The organism is Halothiobacillus sp., from assembly GCF_027346185.1.
Classification (GTDB): domain Bacteria; phylum Pseudomonadota; class Gammaproteobacteria; order Halothiobacillales; family Halothiobacillaceae; genus Halothiobacillus.
The window spans coordinates 1-19,805 of sequence record NZ_DAIESY010000007.1 but is presented as its reverse complement, the minus strand read 5'-3'; the positions used below and the strand labels follow the sequence as shown (position 1 = coordinate 19,805).

Here is a 19,805-nt window from a genome sequence, read left to right as displayed (position 1 = left end):
CACCCGCGCACAATCGCAACCTGGCGGCATTTCGCCGACACGCTTGTGCCTTCCTGTTTCAAACGCGCCAAATTTTTTGCGCGCATCGTGTCGCTCGAAGCGCGTGGCGAGTGCAAAGCCTGACGCCGGAATGATCCCGATGCCGCGCCAGTTTGCATCGCTGACCTGTAGCGCCTGTTTGAGTTGTGCCCGTGCCGTTGCGTTTCCGCCGGGACGCACCACCTCGGGATAACAGTTGTCCAGAAAGAATTTTTTTTCGATCAGTTGGCGCAATACTGAATACATCGCCGCCAGCAGCGATACGGGGGTGAATCCGGCGATCGCCGTGGGAATGGCCTGTTGCTCCACGACGAAGGCCCATTCCTCCGGCCCCATCACCGTAGCGACATGGCCGGGCGCGACCAGCGCGTCGAAACCGGGCTTTCCCGAGTCGAGCAGCATCGCGACCGCAGGCCAGGTAAGGCGGCACGACAGCAACAAAAATAGGTTGTCAGGAATGCCTTCGATCAGCATCGCCGCCACCGGTGCGGTGGTGGTTTCGAAACCGGCGACAAAGAATACCACTGACCACTGCGGATTTTCTCTGGCGATTTTCACCGCCTCCTGCGGGCTGGACACCGGCCTTATGTCGGCGCCAGCGGCCTTGGCCTGCTCCAGTGAGTGCGGCTCGGATTTTGGCCCATTCACCGGCACGCGCAGCATGTCGCCGAATGCAACCAGAATCACGCCTGCGTGCAACGCCAGTTGAATGGCGTGAGATACGTCCTCTTCAGGACACACGCACACCGGACAGCCGGGGCCGGGGATCAGTTCGACATTCTGCGGCAAAGCGCCGCGCAGGCCTGCCATCGTGATCGAACGCTCGTGACCACCGCACACATTCATGATGCGCACGCGGCCGGCCAGCGGCAAGGCGCGAATATTTTCCAGCCAGTCCCTTGCGCTCAAAATGATAGCCAGACCTCAAGCACTGTGCTGGTCCGGGTCACAGGCCGACACTTCATCGAGCAACTCCCAGGTCGAACGCGCTTCCTGCTCGGTCATTTTCTGTAATGCGTAACCCACATGCACCATCACGAAATCATTCACAACGATTGGTTCATCCTGTAGCATGAACAGGCTGACCTCGCGCATCACCCCCCGGGCGGTGCAGCGTGCGTTGTAGCCGTCGATTCCGACGATTTGCATGGGAATACCCAGACACATGGCCATTGAGGGATCATGAAGGTTTCTCAGTATAGTCCCGAGTGGAGAATCTGTTTGGTTTTATGGTTGGATGAACCGGTTGGTTGAAATTCCCGGGTAAAAGTAATAGGCTGACTCCAGTCAGGCGACGCAATGTGCAGGGGGTGAGTCGGGGACCTTCGGAATTGCAGACGTCGGGAAGGCATTCGAAACAGTGTCCGCGCACATCACGCCGGAGGGAGCGCCATGAACGAAACGACACCCCTGTTGTCACCCCGCTTTGCCGCGATTCTTGCCCAGGCAAGCAGCCATCCTCCCTTGCGGGTGGCGGTGGCGAATGCGCAGGAAGCACATGTATTGGCCGGGGTGGTGGAAGCCAGCGATCACGGTTTGATCGAGCCGGTACTGCTGGGACCGCGGGCACAGATCGAAATCGTGTGCCGGCAACTGGGGTGTCCCAGCGATCGTTTTCCCATCGTCCATATGGCGTCGTCTCTGGAAGCGGCCGAGGCGGGCGTGCAACGGGTGCTGGAGGGCAAGGCAGAAGCCCTGGTGAAAGGCTGGATACACACCGACGAACTGATGAGGCCAGTATTGCGTCAGTTGCGCACGGCGCGGCGCATCAGTCATGTCTTCGTGGCAGACTTACCCAGTTACCACAAGCTGCTGTTCATCACCGATGCCGCCATCAACATCGCGCCGGATCTTGCCACCAAGGCGGAGATTCTGCAAAACGCCATCGATCTGGCACGCATCCTGGGTGTGGACAGGCCAAAAGTCGCGGCGTTGTCGGCGATCGAACTGGTCAAGCCGAGCATTCCGTCTACTCTGGACGCCGCCTGCCTCAGCAAGATGGCCCAGCGCGGCCAGATCACCCATGCCGAGGTGGACGGCCCGCTGGCTTTCGACAACGCCATTTCGCACGATGCCAGCATGGTCAAGCAGATCAACAGTACCGTGGCGGGCGAGGCGGACATCCTGCTGGCGCCAGATCTGGATGCCGGCAACATTCTTGCCAAGAATCTGGAATACCTCGCCGGGGCAACCCTGGCAGGTATTGTCATCGGCGCCAGAGTACCGTTGATGCTTACCTCTCGTTCTGATCCCCCCGCTGCCCGTCTGATCTCCTCCGCCATTGCCGTGTTGTTGCATCAGCATTGGGACGGTGAAGGCGTATCGGTCACGGGCATACCTGATACGGGAGATGAATCATGACTGCCGACGAACGCATCACATCGTCTGTCAAACATATTCCTATTGCATAAGGGGCATGACATGAACAAGATCTCGCACATCCGCTGGTTCGACGAGATTGGCCTCGACGATGTACCTCTGGTCGGCGGAAAGAATGCCTCGCTGGGGGAAATGTACCGAAACCTGACAGCCGAGGGTGTACGCGTCCCCAACGGTTTTGCAGTGACCGCCGAGGCCTATGCCTATGTGCTGGAATACAACAACGCATGGCGGTTGCTACATGCGGCTCTCGACGGGCTCGATCCTGACGACGTCAGAGATTTACAGGCTCGTGGAGAAAAAGCCCGGGCGATTGTCTACGGCTGTCAGATTCCTGATGATTTAAAGGCGGCCATTTTACAGGGCTATGCCCAGCTCAAACGCGAGTATGGGGACAAGATCTCCCTTGCGGTACGTTCTTCTGCCACCGCCGAGGATTCGCCGGAAGCCTCTTTTGCAGGACAGAATGACACCTATCTCAACATCGCCAGTGACGATGCGCTGCTTGACGCCTATAAACGCTGCCTGGCGTCCAACTTTACCGACCGTTCCATCCATTACAAATACGACAATGGGTTTGATTACTACAAGGTCCACCTCTCTGTGGTGGTCATGAAAATGGTGCGCAGTGACATCGGCGCCAGTGGCGTGATGTTTTCACTGGACACGGAAACGGGATTCAGGGATGTGGTCTTCATCAATGCCGCTCTGGGGCTTGGTGAAAACGTCGTCCAGGGAACGATCGACCCGGATAGTTTTTATGCGCATAAACCCGGCTTCATCAAGGGATACCGCGCCGTTTTGAAACGCCGCCTGGGCAGCAAGGAAAAGAAGATGATTTTTACCGATATCCTCAATACCGGCAATATCGCGGTGGAATACACCAGGAATATCGATACCAGCAGCGAAGAAAGGAATCGCTATTGCATCACCGATTCGGATGTCATGGTGCTGACCGACTATGCCATCAAGGTTGAAGACCACTATTCCAGGAAAGCCGGTCAATACAAGCCCATGGACATGGAGTGGGCCAAAGATGGACTGGATGGGCTGTTGTATATGGTGCAGGCGCGACCGGAAACGGTGTCCTCACAAAAGAAAGGCACCATCCTGGAGATTTACCATCTCAGGGAAAGGTCGACTGTCCTTCTCCGGGGCAGGGCTGTCGGTACCAAGATTGGTGCCGGGAAGGCGCGTGTCATCCATGACGTCAAACACCTGAGTGATTTTCAACCGGGAGAAGTGCTGGTTGCCGATACCACGACACCGGATTGGGAACCTGTGATGAAGACTGCCGCTGCGATCGTGACGAACCGGGGGGGCCGTACCTGCCACGCCGCCATTGTGTCACGCGAACTGGGTATTCCCGCCATCGTGGGAACCGAAAGCACGACGGAGGCAATCCGGAACGGACAGGAGATCACCATCAGTTGCGCCGAAGGCGAAACCGGGAATGTTTATGACGGCCTGCTGGGTTTCGACGTTCAGCAGACGGATCTCAGCCAGTTGGGACACCCCAGGACCAGGATCATGATGAATTTGGGTAATCCAGATCAGGCCTTCAGTCTGGCTTCGTTGCCTGTGGATGGCATCGGACTGGCGCGTATGGAATTTATTATCAACGAATACATCAAAGTTCATCCAATGGCGATCAAGTGTCCTGAAAAGGTGGATGTCGCGACGCGCGCGAAGATCGCCGCGCTGAGTGCCGCTTTTGAAAACCCGGTGGATTTCTTCGTCAAGACACTGGCCGAAGGCGTCGCCACGATTGCTGCGGCAGTGTACCCCAAACCCTGCGTGGTGCGTATGAGCGATTTCAAGAGCAATGAATACGCCACCCTGCTGGGCGGAACATTTTTTGAGCCGGAGGAGGGGAACCCGATGATCGGTTTTCGCGGTGCTTCCCGTTATACACATCCCGCTTACGCCGCAGGATTTGCGCTGGAGTGCGCGGCGATGAAACGGGTACGTGATGAGATGGGACTGACCAACGTCAAGTTGATGATTCCTTTTTGCCGTCGCGTGCAAGAGGGCGAAAAGGTTCTGGAAGCGATGGCTGCGCATGGCCTCAGGCGCGGTGATAACGGACTGGAGGTTTACGTCATGTGCGAGATCCCCAACAACGTCATCCTGATAGACGCCTTCGCAAAACTGTTCGACGGTTTCTCCATCGGCTCCAATGATCTGACCCAGTTGACCCTGGGGGTAGACCGCGATTCCGAGATCGTGGCCTTCGATTTTGATGAGCGCGATCCCGGCGTGAAAGAGATGATCCGCCTGGCGGTGGAAGGGGCAAGGCGTAACGGCCGACATTCAGGTTTGTGCGGACAGGCACCGTCGGATTATCCCGAGATGGCCGAATATCTGGTGGAACTGGGCATCGACTCCATGAGCCTCAATCCGGATACGGTACTCACCACCACCCGGCTTGTACTGGAGGTGGAACAGCGCCTGTCACGCAATCCCGGATAGCGGAACCGGTTTTCCGGGAAAGGCGCAGCGCAACACCGTGGAAGGAGAGGTTCGTTGAAATTTCAGAGGTGGGAACGGTGAGGTGAACCAGCCATGAATTCAGTCGGCAGAACAGAGCGCACTGAGCCCCTGAATGTAACCGTTGCAGGTGCCTGCGCTCAGTCCAGGCACTTGCTGGAGGTCCTGTGCATTCTCCAACAACAACTTCTGCACCTTTCCGACCAGACTGTGTGCGCAGTTTCCGAACATCTTGGTCTGCCGGTCGGCCAGGTCGAGTCCGTGGTCGAGTTCTATTCGTTTCTTTACAAAACACCGCGTGGAAAGTACCACATCCTGTTCAGCAATTGCCCCAGTTGCGGGTTCAGGCAGGACGGCAGGAATCTGCTGCATGTACTCTGTGACCGCCTGCACGTGGTTGCTGGTGAGACGCGTGCCGATGGGTTGGTCAGCGTGGATGAAACATCCTGCATCGGCATGTGTGATCAGGGCGCTGCCTTGCTGGTCAACGGTATCCCGATCACCCGTCTGGATTCCGTAAAGATCATGCGTGTGGCTGAACGGGTTGAAACGGAAGTTGCGCTCTCGGACTGGCCTGCCGAATGGTTTCGTGTTGAGGACAATATTCGCCGTTCGGGATTGTTGCTCAAAAATGGCTTTGCTGCAGGTGCTGGTATTCGCGCGGCTTTGGCCCGTGGTTTTGATGCCACCCTTGCCGAAATCACCCGCTCAGGGCTGCGCGGGCGGGGTGGCGCAGGATTCAGCGCCGGCATCAAGTGGACGCTTTGCCGTGAGGCGCAGGGGACGGCGCATTACGTGCTTTGCAACGCCGATGAAGGGGAGCCCGGCACGTTCAAGGATCGTGTGCTGTTGCATAGCCACGCCGATGCGGTGTTCGAGGGAATGACCCTATGTGCTGCCGTGATTGGCGCAAAACAGGGATTTCTCTATCTGCGTGGCGAGTATCGCTATCTGCTGCCGCAATTGCAAACCATGCTGACGCACAGGCGGGAAGTGGGTTTGCTGGGTAACCATATTCTTGGTCAGCGCGGGTTCGATTTCGACATCGAGATCGTCGTTGGGGCAGGTGCCTACATTTGTGGTGAAGAATCCGCGCTGATCGAATCGCTGGAGGGAAAGCGCGGCGTGCCGCGCAATCGTCCACCCTTTCCGGTGACCCACGGCTATCTCGGTCAGCCCACCGTTGTCAACAATGTCGAAACATTTGCCGCTGCCGCCCATATTTCTCTGCGCAGCAGTGCATGGTTCAGGGCGGCGGGCACGGAAAAATCGATGGGCAGCAAGATCCTGAGTGTGAGCGGCGACTGTTCTGCCCCCGGGATTTACGAATATCCTTTCGGTGTGACCATGCGACAGGTACTGGACGATTGCGGCGCGAGGGATGTTCAGGCAGTGCAGATCGGCGGTCCTTCCGGAACGCTGATTGGCAGCGCGGAATTCCATCGCACGCTGGGCTTCGAGGATTTGCCCACCGGTGGTTCGTTCATGGTGTTTGGCCACGAGCGCGATCTGCTGGCCATGATCGTGAACTTTGCCCACTTTTTCGCCCATGAAAGTTGTGGCTTCTGTACGCCTTGCCGGGTGGGCACGACGCTGCTCAAAAACGGACTCGACAGGATCGCCAACGGTCATGGCACGCAATATGACGTGGATGAAATGAAACGTCTGGGCATCCTGGTCAAACAGCGTTCGCATTGCGGATTGGGGCAAACGGCTGCAAATTCCGTTCTGGACTGTTTGCATCGCTTTCCGCATGTATTCGAGCAGCGTCTGGCGCAGGACAGTCATGAACCCTGCTTCGATCTGGACGCGGCGCTGGAAGAGGCTCGACGGATCACGCATCGTGATGACGCGGCTGCCCACCTGGACTAGCGGGAGAATGACATGAGCGCCGGTGCAAACCAACCAGAGTTCAGCCCGAATACCTTCACGATGGACGGCATCGAAATCCCGTTCAAGGATGGACAGACCCTCATGGATGCGGCACTGGCTGCCGGTGTCTATATTCCCCATCTGTGTCATCACCCCGGACTCACGCCGCACGGCAGTTGCAAACTGTGCATGGTCGATATCGGCAGCGGGCGGGCATCGTCCTGCACGACCCCCGCCGTAGCCGGTCAACAGGTCAGCAATAACACGCCTGCGCTGAATGAAGCGCGCAGGACCCTCACGCAAATGTTGTTCATCGAAGGCAATCATCTGTGCCCATCCTGCGAAAAGACCGGCAACTGCACACTGCAGGCGATGGCCTATCATCTCGGTATGCTGGAGGGCCATTTTCCTCAGTTCTTTCAGCGCCGCGAAGTGGATGCCTCGCATTCGACCGTGATGCTGGATCGCGATCGCTGCATACTCTGCGAGTTATGCGTGCGTGCCAGCCGTGAAGTGGACGGCAAGAACGTGTTTGCTGTTGCCGGGCGCGGCATCACTGCACGCCTGATCGTGAATTCGCCCAGCGGAAAGTTGGCTGACAGCGATCTTGAAATCGACGACCTGGCAGCGCACATTTGTCCGGTGGGCGCGATTCTGATCAAGGCGCACGCCTATGAGATACCCATCGGGTGGCGCACCTTCGACCTGCGCCAGATCGACGAGATCGGTCCTGAAAAAGTGATCCAGGCCAGGGTGGGGCATACCGATGACTAAGATCAGGATCGCCACGACTTCGCTCGCCGGTTGTTTCGGCTGCCATACGTCCTTTCTCGATATGGATGAACGGCTGGTGGAATTGCTGGAACATGTCGAGTTCGACCGCTCGCCGCTGAACGATATCAAGCATTGCGGGCCGTGCGACATCGGTTTGGTGGAGGGAGGACTGTGCAACGCAGACAATGTGCATGTGCTGCGCGAGGTTCGCGCCAATTGCCGGGTACTGGTCGCAGTCGGCGCCTGTGCCATCAATGGCGGCATCCCCGCGATGCGCAATCATTTCGGTCTGGGTGCATGCCTTGAAGAGTCCTATCTGAACGGGATCGGCGTGGAGGATCCGCAGATCCCCGACGATGCGGAACTGCCACTGCTGCTCGACAAAGTGCATCCCATCCATGAAGTGGTGCGGGTTGATTACTATCTGCCGGGTTGTCCGCCGTCACCAGAGGGGTTTCTGAGCGTGCTCGGCGATCTGCTGGAAGGCCGGGAACCCATGCTCCCAAAAAAACTGCTGCATTACGACTGAAGATGGCCCGCCATGAAACAGGACACGACAGTTCCCTCCGGCAATAACCACCAGCCCGGTTTAAGGCGCGTCGCCATCGACCCCCTCTCGCGGGTTGAAGGGCACGGCAAGATCACGCTGATGCTCGATGCAGAGAACCACATCCATGAAGCGCGCCTGCACATCGTCGAATTTCGCGGCTTCGAAAAATTCATTCAGGGGCGTCCCTACTGGGAAGTGCCCTTCTTTGTACAGCGTCTGTGCGGAATCTGTCCGGTGAGTCATCAACTGGCTGCAGCCAAGGCGGTGGATCAGTTGGTGGGTGTCGAGCAACTCACGCCCTCGGCCGAGAAATTGCGCCGTCTGCTGCATTTCGGCCAGGTTCTGCAATCGCACGCCCTGCATTTTTTCCACCTGTCATCGCCCGATCTGCTGTTCGGGTTCGGCAGCAATCCGGCGCAACGCAACATCGTCGGCGTGCTGGACAAATATCCGGAACTCGGGCTGAAGGGCGTGAAGTTGCGCAAGTACGGACAGCAGATCATCGCGGCAATTTCCGGCAAGCGCATCCACGGCACGGCCACCGTGCCGGGGGGCATGAACAAGCCTCTCACCGTTGCCGAGCGCGATACCCTGCTGGCCGGTATCGATGACATTCTGACATGGTGCCAGGACGCGGTGGGGCTGAACGAACAGATACATACCGCACACCCCGAGCACCATGGTTACGCCGCCATCCGCAGCAACTTTCTGAGCATGATCGGCAGCGGCGGAGAATTGGAACTCTACCATGGCGGGCTGCGTGCGAGTTTGCCAAGCGGCGCGCATGTTTTCGATCAGTTCGATTACCGGGGTTATCAGCAGATCATCCGCGAGGAAGTACGACCATGGAGTTACATGAAGTTTCCCTATCTGGTCGAACTGGGCAAGCAACAGGGCTGGTATCGCGTCGGTCCGCTGGCCCGGATGAACAACTGCGACATGATTGTCACACCCCTGGCAGAAGCATCGCGCAGGCGTTTCAAGGAGTTCGGTCAGGGTGGTTTCGTGCATGACACGCTCGCCTACCACTGGGCGCGCATGATCGAAGCCCTGCATTGCGCTGAATCCATCAACCAATTGCTGCGGGATCCGGAAATCACCGGAATCAAACTGAGGGCGGAGGCGGGCGAAATGCGCAGCGTCGGTATCGGCGTCATCGAGGCGCCGCGCGGCACGCTGTTCCATCACTATCAGATTGACGAACAGGGCTTGGTGGAGAAGGCCAACCTGATCGTTTCGACCACAAGCAACAATCAGGCGATGAACGAATCAGTGCGTTTGGTGGCCCATGAATACCTCGACGGCCACGAGATCACCGAAGGTTTGTTGAACCATCTGGAAGTTGCCATACGCGCCTATGACCCCTGTTTGTCCTGCGCCACGCACGCGCTGGGCAAGATGCCATTGCAGGTTGAACTGGTCGACCCGGACGGTGTGTTATTGGACCGGTTGACCAAGGGCGGCAATGGCCTGATCGAAAGAATAGTCTGAACGCCATGGCCAACCTGCTGATTTTCGGATATGGCAATCCTGGGCGCGGAGATGATGCACTTGGTCCTGCGTTGATCGAACGCATGGCGCGATTGCAGTTTGCCGGGGTCGAGTGCCAGAACGACATGCAATTGCAAGTCGAGCACGTCACCGACCTGGACGAGTGCAGGCGGGTATTGTTCATCGATGCCGACACTTCCTGTACCGAGCCATTCGAGTTTTCCGAAATCGGCGCGATAAAGGATGACAGTTACACCAGCCATGCGATGACCCCGAACGCCCTGCTGTACGCCTATCGTCAGGTGTATCAGGAACCGGCACCGCGCGCATTTTTGCTGCGCATCCGAGGCTACGATTTTGAATTGGGCGAAGAATTGACCGACAAGGCATCGGCCAATCTGGACGCGGCAATGGAATTGGTGGTCCACTTGTGCGCGACATCAACCTGCCTGTCTGAGGGGGGGTGGTTGGTAAACGCAGGGTAATGGAGTAAGGTTGGGACATCTGGGCCAAAAGGGAAATCAGATATGTTCGAGTTGCGCATACATGGTCGAGGGGGGCAGGGCGTCGTGACGGCGGCAGAGATATTCTCGGCTGCGGCCTTTGCCGAAGGACGCAATGCCCAAGCCTTCCCCAGTTTCGGTTCGGAGCGCATGGGCGCGCCGGTGATGTCGTTTTGCCGCATCTCGGACCGGGAAATTCGTCTGCGCGAACCGGTCATGGAACCGGATGCCCTCATCATCCAGGATACCACGCTGCTGCATCAGGTCGATGTGTTTGACGGGCTGAAGAAGGACGGCTACATCCTGCTCAACACCGGGCGCAGTTTCGAAGCGCTGGGGTTGGGCGAACTGGCCGCCGACAGTTTACCCGAACGGCTATGCACTTTATCAGCCACTGAAATCGCTCTCGAACATATCGGCCGTCCGATACCCAATGTGCCTTTGATCGCGGGTTTTGCCGCCCTTTCCGGGCTGATACGCCTGGAGTCGGTGATCAAGGCCATTTCCGAAAAATTTTCCGGCAAGGTTGCGGATGGCAATATCGCCGCAGCCACTGAAGCCTACAACCGGATCAAAGCCCGTGCCCTGGAGGTTACCCTGGATGCTTAAGCAAATCGAAGGCTCTCGTGCCGTAGCCGAAACCGTTGCGCTGTGCCGTCCCGAGGTGGTCTGCGCCTATCCCATCACACCCCAGACACACATCGTCGAGGCGCTTGGGGAAATGGTGAAGAGCGGGAAACTGACCGGATGCGAGTTCATCAATGTGGAAAGCGAATTCGCCGCGATGTCGGTTTCGATCGGCGCTTCCGCCACGGGCGCACGCGCTTATACGGCGACCGCCAGTCAGGGCCTGTTATTCATGTCGGAGGCGGTCTACAACGCGTCCGGCCTCGGTCTGCCCATCGTGATGACGGTGGCAAACCGTGCCATCGGGGCACCGATCAATATCTGGAACGACTATTCCGATGCCATGTCGCAACGCGATTCCGGTTGGATGCAGTTGTTCGCAGAGACCAATCAGGAGGCACTGGATCTGCATATTCAAGCCTTCAGACTGGCTGAGGAATTATCACTGCCCGTAATGGTGTGCATGGACGGTTTTGTACTCACCCATGCCCACGAGCAGGTAGACCTGCCGAGCCAGCAACAGGTTGATGCCTATTTACCGCCTTACGAACCGCGCCAATTGCTGGATCCTCGAGAACCGGTCTCCATCGGCGCGATGGTTGGGCCAGAAGCCTTCATGGAAGTGCGCTATCTGGCCCACGCCAGGCATATGCAGGCCCTGGAGCGCATCCCGCAACTGGCGGCTGAATTCAAGCAGGTGTTTGGGCGCGATACGGGTGGTCTGATCCATACCTATCGCACCGAGGACGCCGAGACCATCGTGGTGTCCATGGGCTCGGTGCTGGGTACCATCAAGGACACCGTCGACGAGATGCGTGATGACGGTCACCGGATCGGCGTGCTGGGCATTACCAGTTTCCGCCCCTTCCCACTGCACCTGGTGCGCGCTGCGTTGCACAAGGCCAGGCGCGTGGTGGTCCTGGAAAAGAGTCTGGCGGTGGGCATCGGCGGAATACTCTCCACCGATGTGCGCATGGCCATGTCCGGGTTGCACATGCCAGGCTACACTGTGGTGGCCGGGCTGGGAGGTCGCGCGATCACGCGCAAGTCGCTGCACCAATTGTTCCGGAAGGCGGAACAGGGCTTGCTGGAACCGCTGACCTTTCTGGATCTGGACTGGAATGTGGTCAACAAGCAGTTGGCGCGGGAACGCAGCGTACGCCGCTCCGGGCCTGTGGCGGAAAACATTCTGCGCGATATCGGTACCGTCGCCTCCAAAATTGCATAAGGAGACAGCATGCCATTCCAACCTGTCAAGTTTTACCAGACCGGCACTTTCACCGTCGGCAACCGCTTGCTGAAACCTGAAGACCGCAGCGTCCAGTCGCATCGGGATCGCAGCAATGCCATCAACTCGGGACATCGCGCCTGCCAGGGATGCGGGGAGGCTTTGGGCGCGCGCTATGCGCTGGATGCGGCGATGGAGGCGACCAAGTCACAATTGATCGCGGCAAATGCCACGGGTTGCCTGGAAGTGTTCACCACGCCCTATCCCGAAACGTCATGGCAGTTGCCGTGGATGCATTCCCTGTTTGGAAATGCCGCAGCGGTGGCGACTGGCATTGCGGCGGCGTTGAAGGTCAAGGGGCGCAACGAAATCCGGGTGATCGCGCAGGGCGGCGACGGTGGCACCACCGACATCGGACTCGGCTGCCTGTCTGGCATGTTCGAGCGCAATGATGATGTGTTGTACATCTGTTACGACAATGAGGCGTACATGAATACCGGCGTGCAACGTTCATCGGCCACGCCTCCGGCAGCACGAACGGCAACCACGATGCCGGTGGGGCCGAATCCTGGCAATCCTTTCGGGCAGGGAAAATTCGTTCCTGCGATCGCGATGGCCCACGAGATCCCCTATGTTGCGACGGCCACCGTGGCCGATTTGCACGACCTCGAAGCCAAAGTGAAGCGCGCGATGGAATTTCGCGGTGCGCGCTACATCCATATCTTCGTACCGTGCCCGCTGGGTTGGGGAACGGCTTCGCACGATACCATCCGCATCGCACGGCTGGCGCATGAAACCGGCTTGTTCCCGATATTCGAGGCGGAGCATGGCTTGCAAGTCAGCGCATTGCCGATACGCAAGCAACTGCCTGTCGAGGAATATCTGAAACCACAAAAGCGCTTTGCCCATTTGTTCGGTGCCAAACCTGAACTGGAGGTCATCGCGCGCATACAGGCGCGTGCCGATCGCAATATCCGCAAGTATGGGTTGGTGAAGCAACAGGAGACACCATGAGGGACAAACCATTTGCCATCACGCTGGATCCCGGCTCCTCGCTGGCCAATCACACCGGATCATGGCGTACCATGAAACCGGTTTATCTGGACAGGTTGCCGCCGTGCAATGCAGGTTGTCCTGCCGGAGAAAATATCCAGGGCTGGTTGTTCCATGCCGAATCGGGAGATTATGAACAAGCCTGGCGTGTGCTGACCCTGGACAATCCGCTGCCTGCGATCATGGGGCGGGTCTGCTATCACCCTTGCGAAGATGTCTGCAATCGAGGCCATCTGGACAGTGCGGTCGGCATCAATTCGGTCGAGCGATTCCTCGGCGATGAGGCGATCAGACACGGCTGGAAATTCGATGAGCCCGCCGCAACCTCCGGCAAGAAAGTGCTGGTGGTTGGCGCCGGTCCATCCGGACTGTCCGCCGCCTACCATCTTGCGCGTCTCGGACACCGCGTGGAAATTCACGAGGCCGGTCCACTGTCTGGCGGCATGATGCGTTTTGGCATTCCCAAATATCGTCTGCCTCGCCAGGTGCTGGATGCCGAAGTGGCGCGTATACTTGATTTCGGCGTGACGCTCAAACTCGATACCAGAGTGACGAACATCGAGGACAGCATGCGCAGCGGTAATTTTGATGCGGCATTTCTCGCCGTCGGGGCGCACATTGGCAAGCGCGCCTTCATTCCGGCAGGCGACGCGGCACGCATCATGGACGCGGTTTCCGTGTTGCGCAGCATGGAGGGTGAGGAGAGGCCGCAGTTGGGCCGCCGTGTGGTGGTTTACGGTGGGGGCAATACCGCGCTCGATGTGGCGCGTACCGCCAGGCGGCTGGGAGCGACTGAAACCATCATCGTCTATCGTCGCACCCGGGAGAAGATGCCGGCACATAATACCGAGGTGGAAGAAGCGCTGCAGGAAGGGGTGATGATCAAATGGTTGTCCACGATCATCCATGCTGGCGAACATGACCTCACCATCGAGAAAATGGTGCTGGACGAAAAAGGCTATCCGCAACCCACGGGCGAATTCGAAACCATGGCGGCGGATTCGCTGGTGCTGGCGCTCGGGCAGGATGTCGATCTGTCTCTACTGCAAAACGTGGCAGGCCTCGAGATCAAGGATGGCATGGTGCAGATCGACGGCAACATGATGACCGGGCATCCGGGTATTTTCGCCGGAGGCGACATGGTGCCATCGGAGCGCACTGTGACAATGGGAGTCGGGCATGGCAAAAAAGCCGCGCGTCACATCGATGCCTGGTTGCGCCACAGGAGTTATGTGCCCGCAGCCAAACATGAACCGGTTACTTTCGATATGCTCAATCCATGGTATTACTCCGATGCCCCAAAAATCATGCGTCCGGTGCTGGATGCCATACGCCGCCAGTCTGGCTTCGAGGAAGTTCAGGGCGGCCTGGACGAGAATAATGCTCTGTTCGAGGCGCGTCGCTGCCTGTCCTGTGGCAACTGTTTCGAGTGCGATAACTGCTATGGCGTATGTCCCGACAACTCGGTGATCAAACTTGGCCACGGCAAGCGTTTCCAGATCAACTACGACTATTGCAAGGGTTGCGGCATCTGCGTTGCCGAATGTCCATGCGGGGCAATCAAGATGGTTCCAGAGGATGCCTGACGGCCCTCTTCGGACCGATTCTGATTTTCGGTAACAGGATGGGTGAGGGCTGCGTGGGAGGGTCGCTTGGGAGAGGGGGCGGGTGAGATTGGATATTCGGGGTCATATGAGCGCGGATGATCAGGCCAGGGCATTGCTCGATATTGCAGGGACACTCGCTGCCGAATTGCGCCCCGGTATAAGGACGGTAGTGACCCTCGACAGCGCGTTGGACCGTGACATCGGCTTCGACAGTTTGGCACGGGTGGAGTTGGTGCTGCGCTGTGAGCGCTTCTTTGATGTGAGTCTGCCGGAGCGGACGTTGGCGACGATCGAGACGCCACGCGATTTGCTGCGGGCCCTGTCGTCCGCCGGTGCCGCACCGCAGCCGTTTGCGGCAGCGGACATCAGGGAGATCGCCGTCGGGGAGGTAACGGACATCCCAAGCCGCGCCACCACCCTGCTGGAAATGCTTGACTGGCACGTGTCCGCCCATGGCGGGCGCACGCACATCGTCCTCTCTGAAGAGGCAGGAGAGGAAATACTCAGTTATCAGACCTTGCGCCAAGGGGCGGAGGCGCTGGCTGCGGGGTTGCAACGCCATGATCTGCAGCCGGGCCAGACCGTGGCGATCATGCTCCCGACCAGTCGCGACTATTTTTACGGTTTTTATGGTGTGCTGCTGGCCGGCGGCATCCCTGTGCCCATCTATCCGCCCGCGCGTCTGTCGCAGATCGGGGATCATCTGCGCCGTCATGCGGGTATCCTGAACAATGCCGCGGCCACTCTGCTGATTACCGTACCGGAAGCAAGGCCGCTGGCGCAACTGCTCAAGTCTCTTGTCGCAAGCCTGCGCACCGTTGCGACGGTACAGGAACTTTCCACGCCAGGGGCAGGGCTTGCCCGTCACGTCAGCAGGGCTGAAGAGATTGCCATGTTGCAGTACACTTCCGGCAGCACCGGCAATCCCAAGGGAGTGGTATTGACCCATGCCAACCTGCTTGCCAACATCCGGGCGATGGGACAGGCGGCACGGGCAGATGCCTCGGACGTGTTCGTGAGCTGGCTGCCGCTCTATCACGACATGGGCCTGATCGGCGCCTGGCTGGGCAGTTTGTACCATGCCATCCCTTTCGTCGTCATGTCGCCGCTCACCTTTCTGGTCCGACCCGAGTGCTGGCTGTGGGCCATCCATCGTCACCGCGGCACCTTGTCGGCGGCACCCAACTTCGCCTATGAGTTATGTCTGCACAAGATCGACGACCGTGCCATCGAGGGTTTGGATCTGAGCAGTTGGCGCATGGCCTTCAATGGCGCCGAACCCGTCAGCCCAGACACCGTTTACCGTTTTCAGCAGCGCTTTGGTCGCTATGGCTTGCGCTCGGAGGCTCTCACGCCGGTTTACGGTCTCGCCGAGTCTGCGGTTGGTCTGGCCTTTCCGCCTTCTGGCCGCGGACCGATCATCGACCGGATCCGCCGCGAACCGTTCATGCGCGGCGGTCGGGCCCTGCCTGCCGCCGAGGACGAGTTGGAGGTGTTGCGCTTCGTGGCCTGTGGCCAGCCACTGCCCGGCCACGCCATTCGCATCGTCGATCGCGCGGGTCATGAATTGGGTGAGCGTGAAGAGGGGAGACTGGAATTTCGCGGTCCTTCCGCCACCTCGGGCTATTTCCACAATCCGGAACAGACAAGCGGCCTGTTCCACGACGGGTGGCTTGATTCCGGTGACCTGGCCTACACCGACGCTGGAGAGATCTATCTCACCGGCCGTGTCAAGGACATCATCATCCGCGCCGGGCGCAACATCTATCCCTATGAACTGGAAGAGGCGGTGGGCAATATCGCCGGCATACGCAAGGGTTGTGTCGCGGTATTCGGCAGTCCCGACCTGGTCAGTGGTACGGAGCGTTTGGTGGTGATGGCGGAAACGCGCATAACCGAGACCGAGGCGTTGGACAAACTACGCGAGCAGATTAATACCCTGGCAATGAACTTGCTCGGTGAACCGCCGGATGATGTGGTGCTGGCTCCACCGCATGGCGTGCTCAAGACCTCCAGCGGCAAGATCCGTCGTGCCGCCAGCCGGGAACTCTATGAAAAAGGTGTGAGTGATGTGCCCCCGCATGCGGTGTGGCGACAATTCGCGCATCTGGCCTGGATGGGAATGGTTCTTCAACTGCGCCGAAATTTTTACATGATCGCGGATGCCCTCTATGCCGGGTATCTCTGGATGCTGTTCTGGATGATGGCACCACTCACCTGGCTGATTGCTTCCATTCTGCCGCATCCCGTGTGGAGTTGGGGCGTGAGCGGTATCATGGCGCGGTTGTTTGTGCGCTTGTCCGGCATGCCGTTTCTGGTGCGGGGCGCAGAGAATCTGCCGACCGGCGCGTGCGTACTGGTGGCCAATCACGCCAGTTATCTGGACGGCATACTTGTGGTCGCTGCACTGTCGCGGCAGTTCAGTTTTGTCGCCAAGCGCGAACTGAAAGATCAGTTCATTCCCCGCATCTACCTGCAACACATCGGTACGGAATTCGTGGAGCGCTTTGAATTCGAAGGAAGCGTGGAAGGTGTGAAACGGTTGCTTGAGAGAATGCATGCCAGCCAGTCGCTGATCTTCTTTCCAGAAGGAACCTTTTACCGGGCACCGGGTCTGCTGCCATTTCGCATGGGTGCGTTTGTCATCGCAGCCCAGGCAGGAGTTCCGATCGTACCAATGACCATCCGCGGCTCCCGCGCCGTATTGCGCGATGGCCAATGGTTTCCGCGGCGCGGCGCGATCAGCATTACCCTCGGGGTACCGATCCTTCCCGACGGAACGGATTGGGCCGCTGCCCTCAAACTGCGCAATACCGCCCGTGCGGAAATCTTGCGCCACTGCGGGGAACCGGACGTGGCAGGGTGATGGCAGATTCCATACGGGTGTTGGGTTTTATGAACGAGAGGGTTTTTCCATTACTGGTGGTCGCAAACTGAAAGTTGCCCTATGAATGCTTTTTCCAATTCCAATATCTGGTGCTTATGAAGCCTGTTGTCCAGGAAGAAATCACGGGTTGCGGCATCGCAAGTGTGGCCGCGCTTGCTGGACTCTCATACCAGGAGGCCAAATCCGTTGCGAATAGCCTGGGCATCTTCGCCGACGATAGCAGTCTTTGGTCAGATACTCGGCATGTGCGCGGTCTTCTCGGGCATTTGGGTATTTCTGCCGGTGAGGGTGAATTCCCCTTTTCATCTTGGGAAACATTGCCAAATTTGGCGTTACTATCTCTCAAGTGGCACTTGGAAAAGGGGCGACCCTTTTGGCATTGGGCTGTTTTCTGGCGAAGCCAGAACGGCCCGATGGTTCTTGACTCGAAGACATCACTAAAAACGAACACGCGTACCGATTTTTGGCGAATCAAACCAAAGTGGTTTATTCCCATTGAGGCCAAACATTTTCCGCTTGCTTGACCTGACATACTTACCAATATAAATTGGTGGAGGGGTCGCAACCCGCTGCAAACCACTGCAACTCAACCGGTTAGGTTCTGTGCAAGGTGGTGCGGAAAGGTACAAATCCAGTCACTGTTGCAGGCTGTGGTAGCACTTTCGGCTGCCATTGGAATTAGCCATGTGCCTGAAAACATTTGCCAGTTCTATTCCCATGTGTGAATTGAACCGAAGCCCTTCAGATTGCTACCTTCCATTCTCGCAACTGGCCAACGGTCTGCGTGAGTCCCTGTTTGAGCAGGGTGTCGAGGTACTCGTCGGCCGTCTTGGGTGGTTTCTTCAGAGACCTGCGATGGTTGGCCGCCGCCTCGCACGCTTGGGCTGCGTGCAGATCCAGTAGATCGAAGATGAAATCGTCTGGATGCTGTGCGGCCAGGTTGTAGGGCTTGAGCCGCTCGGGCGGGAAGTCCTGCAGGTTGAAAGTCACGATCAGGCTGGCGCCGCCGTGAAAGCGGCGGCAACCACATGACGGTCGTCAGCGTCCGGCAGTTCGACGGATGTGATCAGGTGCTCGAAGCCAGTGACGAGGCTATCCCGCACATGGGAGTTCATCAGAGAACGTGTGCGCTCCAGATCTTCGACCTTCAGGTCTGGCCGCTGTTTCAGAACGTTACGCGTCCACTCATCGTGAATCATGTTCGTCCAGCGCGCCCGGTACAGGTCGGTCAGTGCCAAGCGCATCAGGAAGTCGCGCAACGGTGCCGGGTAGAGCACGCACGCGTCGTAGATGACAGTAAAGTTCGAACTCATTCATTCGTACCCCATCTTGAGCGCCTGGGCTTGTTCGGCCAGGGCATCGAGGGCTCTGCTGCGCTCAGCATCGATGCGCTTTTTGTACGCAATTACGTCCTGGTAGCGGACGCGCCGATGCGTGCCGATCTTGTGGTATGGGATCTCGCCGCGCTCCAGCAACTGCACGAGGAACGGCCGCGACACGTTGAGCACATCCGCTGCATCCTGAGTGGTCAGTTCGGCGTGGATCGGAATGATATTGACCGCGTTGCCCTCACCGATTTCGGTCAAGACGTTCACGAGCAGCCGCAGCGCTGATACTGGGACGCGAACCAGATGAGAAGCACCTTTGTCATCGAAGATCTCGATCTGCTGGGTTTCCGCACGGATCTGAAGGTGGGCAGATAGTGCCCGGCCACTCTCACGAGCAAGGGCAACTTCTTCGGCCGTCGGCAACGAATGCGTGGGTGAGAGTGTGGTCATAGCAACCTCATGGAAGTTTGAATCAGCATCATGGGACGAAGTATAACCGAAATAAACGAATAATCGCAATATCCGAAACGGATGTAACACCTGGCTGGTCTGATACACCCACGCCTAACGGGCATTGCAGTTGCCGCCATCCCTGATGATGAAAGAAACTACAGGCTGGAAGAGGCAGGTTGAGGTCGCGCAATTTTTTGGTGGCTTGTCCCTGCAACCTAACGTGACCCCGCCGAACTGACTCGTACCCCGGATTGCTTCCTATAGAGAGTGCACGTTAAACAGGCCGTTGGCGACTTATCGCCTTCAGACAATTTCAGTTCGGCACCTGCCACCTTCCGTTTCCAAGTGTAATTCAAAAGGAGTATGGAATGGAACTATTGGTGGCAATTTTGAAACGCGTTATCGGTCTCGATGTTCATCAGGCGCAGATCACGGCCTGCGCAATTATCGAAGAACCTGACGGAACGGTGCGTGTTGAGCAACGTCAATTTGGTGCGTTCAAGCGGGATCGGCGTGAACTGGCC

18 protein-coding genes and 1 pseudogene are annotated in these 19,805 nt (G+C 58.0%); 14 read left to right on the top strand and 5 right to left on the bottom strand.

The annotated features are described in order from the left end of the window. Positions 1-948 (bottom strand): hydrogenase formation protein HypD (gene hypD, locus M7R55_RS00775; protein WP_298217613.1); only part of this gene is annotated, 948 nt, incomplete at its 3' end. Positions 949-963: 15 nt separating this feature from the next. Then, positions 964-1,212, bottom strand: a complete 249-nt coding sequence (locus M7R55_RS00770) for a HypC/HybG/HupF family hydrogenase formation chaperone (protein WP_366881108.1) — start codon at positions 1,210-1,212, stop codon at positions 964-966. Positions 1,213-1,431: 219 nt separating this feature from the next. On the opposite strand from M7R55_RS00770, the gene M7R55_RS00765 reads away from it, so the two are divergent. From M7R55_RS00765 to M7R55_RS00705, 13 genes are all read left to right on the top strand, one after another. Continuing rightward, complete coding sequence (locus M7R55_RS00765) at positions 1,432-2,400, top strand: bifunctional enoyl-CoA hydratase/phosphate acetyltransferase (RefSeq protein WP_298217611.1); 969 nt, start codon at positions 1,432-1,434, stop codon at positions 2,398-2,400. 60 nt (positions 2,401-2,460) lie between these two features. Then, positions 2,461-4,890, top strand: coding sequence for a phosphoenolpyruvate synthase (gene ppsA, locus M7R55_RS00760; protein ID WP_298217609.1), 2,430 nt, complete (start codon positions 2,461-2,463; stop codon positions 4,888-4,890). A 93-nt stretch (positions 4,891-4,983) separates the two neighbouring features. Beyond that, the gene (locus tag M7R55_RS00755) at positions 4,984-6,780 is read left to right on the top strand and encodes an NADH-ubiquinone oxidoreductase-F iron-sulfur binding region domain-containing protein (RefSeq protein WP_298217607.1); all 1,797 of its coding nucleotides are present in this window, start codon (positions 4,984-4,986) and stop codon (positions 6,778-6,780) included. A 12-nt stretch (positions 6,781-6,792) separates the two neighbouring features. Further along, positions 6,793-7,554 carry a 2Fe-2S iron-sulfur cluster-binding protein gene (locus M7R55_RS00750; RefSeq protein WP_297477185.1) on the top strand — a complete coding sequence of 254 codons (762 nt, stop codon included), beginning with the start codon at positions 6,793-6,795 and terminating at the stop codon, positions 7,552-7,554. Beyond that, positions 7,547-8,083, top strand: a complete 537-nt coding sequence (locus M7R55_RS00745; protein WP_298217605.1) for an NADP oxidoreductase — start codon at positions 7,547-7,549, stop codon at positions 8,081-8,083. The genes M7R55_RS00750 and M7R55_RS00745 overlap by 8 nt, the downstream gene beginning before the upstream one ends. Positions 8,084-8,095: 12 nt before the next feature. Then, the gene (locus M7R55_RS00740) at positions 8,096-9,595 is read left to right on the top strand and encodes a Ni/Fe hydrogenase subunit alpha (protein ID WP_298217602.1); all 1,500 of its coding nucleotides are present in this window, start codon (positions 8,096-8,098) and stop codon (positions 9,593-9,595) included. A gap of 5 nt (positions 9,596-9,600) precedes the next feature. Then, positions 9,601-10,080, top strand: a complete 480-nt coding sequence (locus M7R55_RS00735; RefSeq protein WP_297477191.1) for a hydrogenase maturation protease — start codon at positions 9,601-9,603, stop codon at positions 10,078-10,080. A gap of 42 nt (positions 10,081-10,122) precedes the next feature. Beyond that, positions 10,123-10,707, top strand: coding sequence for a 2-oxoacid:acceptor oxidoreductase family protein (locus tag M7R55_RS00730; protein ID WP_297477193.1), 585 nt, complete (start codon positions 10,123-10,125; stop codon positions 10,705-10,707). Next, entirely contained in the window at positions 10,700-11,953 is a 1,254-nt protein-coding gene (gene porA / locus M7R55_RS00725) for a hypothetical protein (RefSeq protein WP_297477195.1), read from the top strand. The genes M7R55_RS00730 and porA overlap by 8 nt, the downstream gene beginning before the upstream one ends. Positions 11,954-11,962: 9 nt before the next feature. After that, the gene (locus M7R55_RS00720; RefSeq protein ID WP_297456861.1) at positions 11,963-12,967 is read left to right on the top strand and encodes a thiamine pyrophosphate-dependent enzyme; all 1,005 of its coding nucleotides are present in this window, start codon (positions 11,963-11,965) and stop codon (positions 12,965-12,967) included. Beyond that, positions 12,964-14,592, top strand: a complete 1,629-nt coding sequence (locus M7R55_RS00715) for an NAD(P)-binding protein (protein ID WP_297477198.1) — start codon at positions 12,964-12,966, stop codon at positions 14,590-14,592. Before M7R55_RS00720 ends, M7R55_RS00715 begins: the two co-directional genes overlap by 4 nt. Positions 14,593-14,698: 106 nt before the next feature. Beyond that, on the top strand, positions 14,699-17,479 hold the full coding sequence (locus tag M7R55_RS00710) for an AMP-binding protein (RefSeq protein WP_298217600.1): 2,781 nt from the start codon (positions 14,699-14,701) through the stop codon (positions 17,477-17,479). Positions 17,480-17,595: 116 nt separating this feature from the next. After that, a complete protein-coding gene (locus tag M7R55_RS00705; RefSeq protein WP_297502236.1) occupies positions 17,596-18,024 on the top strand; it encodes a hypothetical protein in 429 nt (142 codons plus the stop codon). Positions 18,025-18,241: 217 nt separating this feature from the next. Here the strand turns inward: M7R55_RS00705 and M7R55_RS00700 are convergent, their stop codons facing one another. The 3 genes from M7R55_RS00700 to M7R55_RS00690 are packed head-to-tail and all read right to left on the bottom strand — an operon-like array spanning position 18,242 to position 19,278. Continuing rightward, on the bottom strand, positions 18,242-18,490 hold the full coding sequence (locus M7R55_RS00700; protein ID WP_297477203.1) for a hypothetical protein: 249 nt from the start codon (positions 18,488-18,490) through the stop codon (positions 18,242-18,244). A 2-nt stretch (positions 18,491-18,492) separates the two neighbouring features. Further along, positions 18,493-18,813 carry a PIN domain-containing protein gene (locus M7R55_RS00695; protein WP_297477204.1) on the bottom strand — a complete coding sequence of 107 codons (321 nt, stop codon included), beginning with the start codon at positions 18,811-18,813 and terminating at the stop codon, positions 18,493-18,495. Further along, entirely contained in the window at positions 18,814-19,278 is a 465-nt protein-coding gene (locus M7R55_RS00690; protein ID WP_297477206.1) for a helix-turn-helix domain-containing protein, read from the bottom strand. Positions 19,279-19,649: 371 nt separating this feature from the next. On the opposite strand from M7R55_RS00690, the pseudogene M7R55_RS00685 reads away from it, so the two are divergent. After that, positions 19,650-19,805 (top strand): annotated as a pseudogene (locus M7R55_RS00685) (IS110 family transposase); the annotation flags it as partial.

Coding starts and splice junctions, on each gene's coding strand:
- M7R55_RS00770 (WP_366881108.1), bottom strand. CDS start 1,212: ATGGCCATGTGTCTGGGTATTCCCATGCAAATCGTCGGAATCGACGGC.
- M7R55_RS00765 (WP_298217611.1), top strand. CDS start 1,432: ATGAACGAAACGACACCCCTGTTGTCACCCCGCTTTGCCGCGATTCTT.
- ppsA (WP_298217609.1), top strand. CDS start 2,461: ATGAACAAGATCTCGCACATCCGCTGGTTCGACGAGATTGGCCTCGAC.
- M7R55_RS00755 (WP_298217607.1), top strand. CDS start 4,984: ATGAATTCAGTCGGCAGAACAGAGCGCACTGAGCCCCTGAATGTAACC.
- M7R55_RS00750 (WP_297477185.1), top strand. CDS start 6,793: ATGAGCGCCGGTGCAAACCAACCAGAGTTCAGCCCGAATACCTTCACG.
- M7R55_RS00745 (WP_298217605.1), top strand. CDS start 7,547: ATGACTAAGATCAGGATCGCCACGACTTCGCTCGCCGGTTGTTTCGGC.
- M7R55_RS00740 (WP_298217602.1), top strand. CDS start 8,096: ATGAAACAGGACACGACAGTTCCCTCCGGCAATAACCACCAGCCCGGT.
- M7R55_RS00735 (WP_297477191.1), top strand. CDS start 9,601: ATGGCCAACCTGCTGATTTTCGGATATGGCAATCCTGGGCGCGGAGAT.
- M7R55_RS00730 (WP_297477193.1), top strand. CDS start 10,123: ATGTTCGAGTTGCGCATACATGGTCGAGGGGGGCAGGGCGTCGTGACG.
- porA (WP_297477195.1), top strand. CDS start 10,700: ATGCTTAAGCAAATCGAAGGCTCTCGTGCCGTAGCCGAAACCGTTGCG.
- M7R55_RS00720 (WP_297456861.1), top strand. CDS start 11,963: ATGCCATTCCAACCTGTCAAGTTTTACCAGACCGGCACTTTCACCGTC.
- M7R55_RS00715 (WP_297477198.1), top strand. CDS start 12,964: ATGAGGGACAAACCATTTGCCATCACGCTGGATCCCGGCTCCTCGCTG.
- M7R55_RS00710 (WP_298217600.1), top strand. CDS start 14,699: ATGAGCGCGGATGATCAGGCCAGGGCATTGCTCGATATTGCAGGGACA.
- M7R55_RS00705 (WP_297502236.1), top strand. CDS start 17,596: ATGAAGCCTGTTGTCCAGGAAGAAATCACGGGTTGCGGCATCGCAAGT.
- M7R55_RS00695 (WP_297477204.1), bottom strand. CDS start 18,813: ATGAGTTCGAACTTTACTGTCATCTACGACGCGTGCGTGCTCTACCCG.
- M7R55_RS00690 (WP_297477206.1), bottom strand. CDS start 19,278: ATGACCACACTCTCACCCACGCATTCGTTGCCGACGGCCGAAGAAGTT.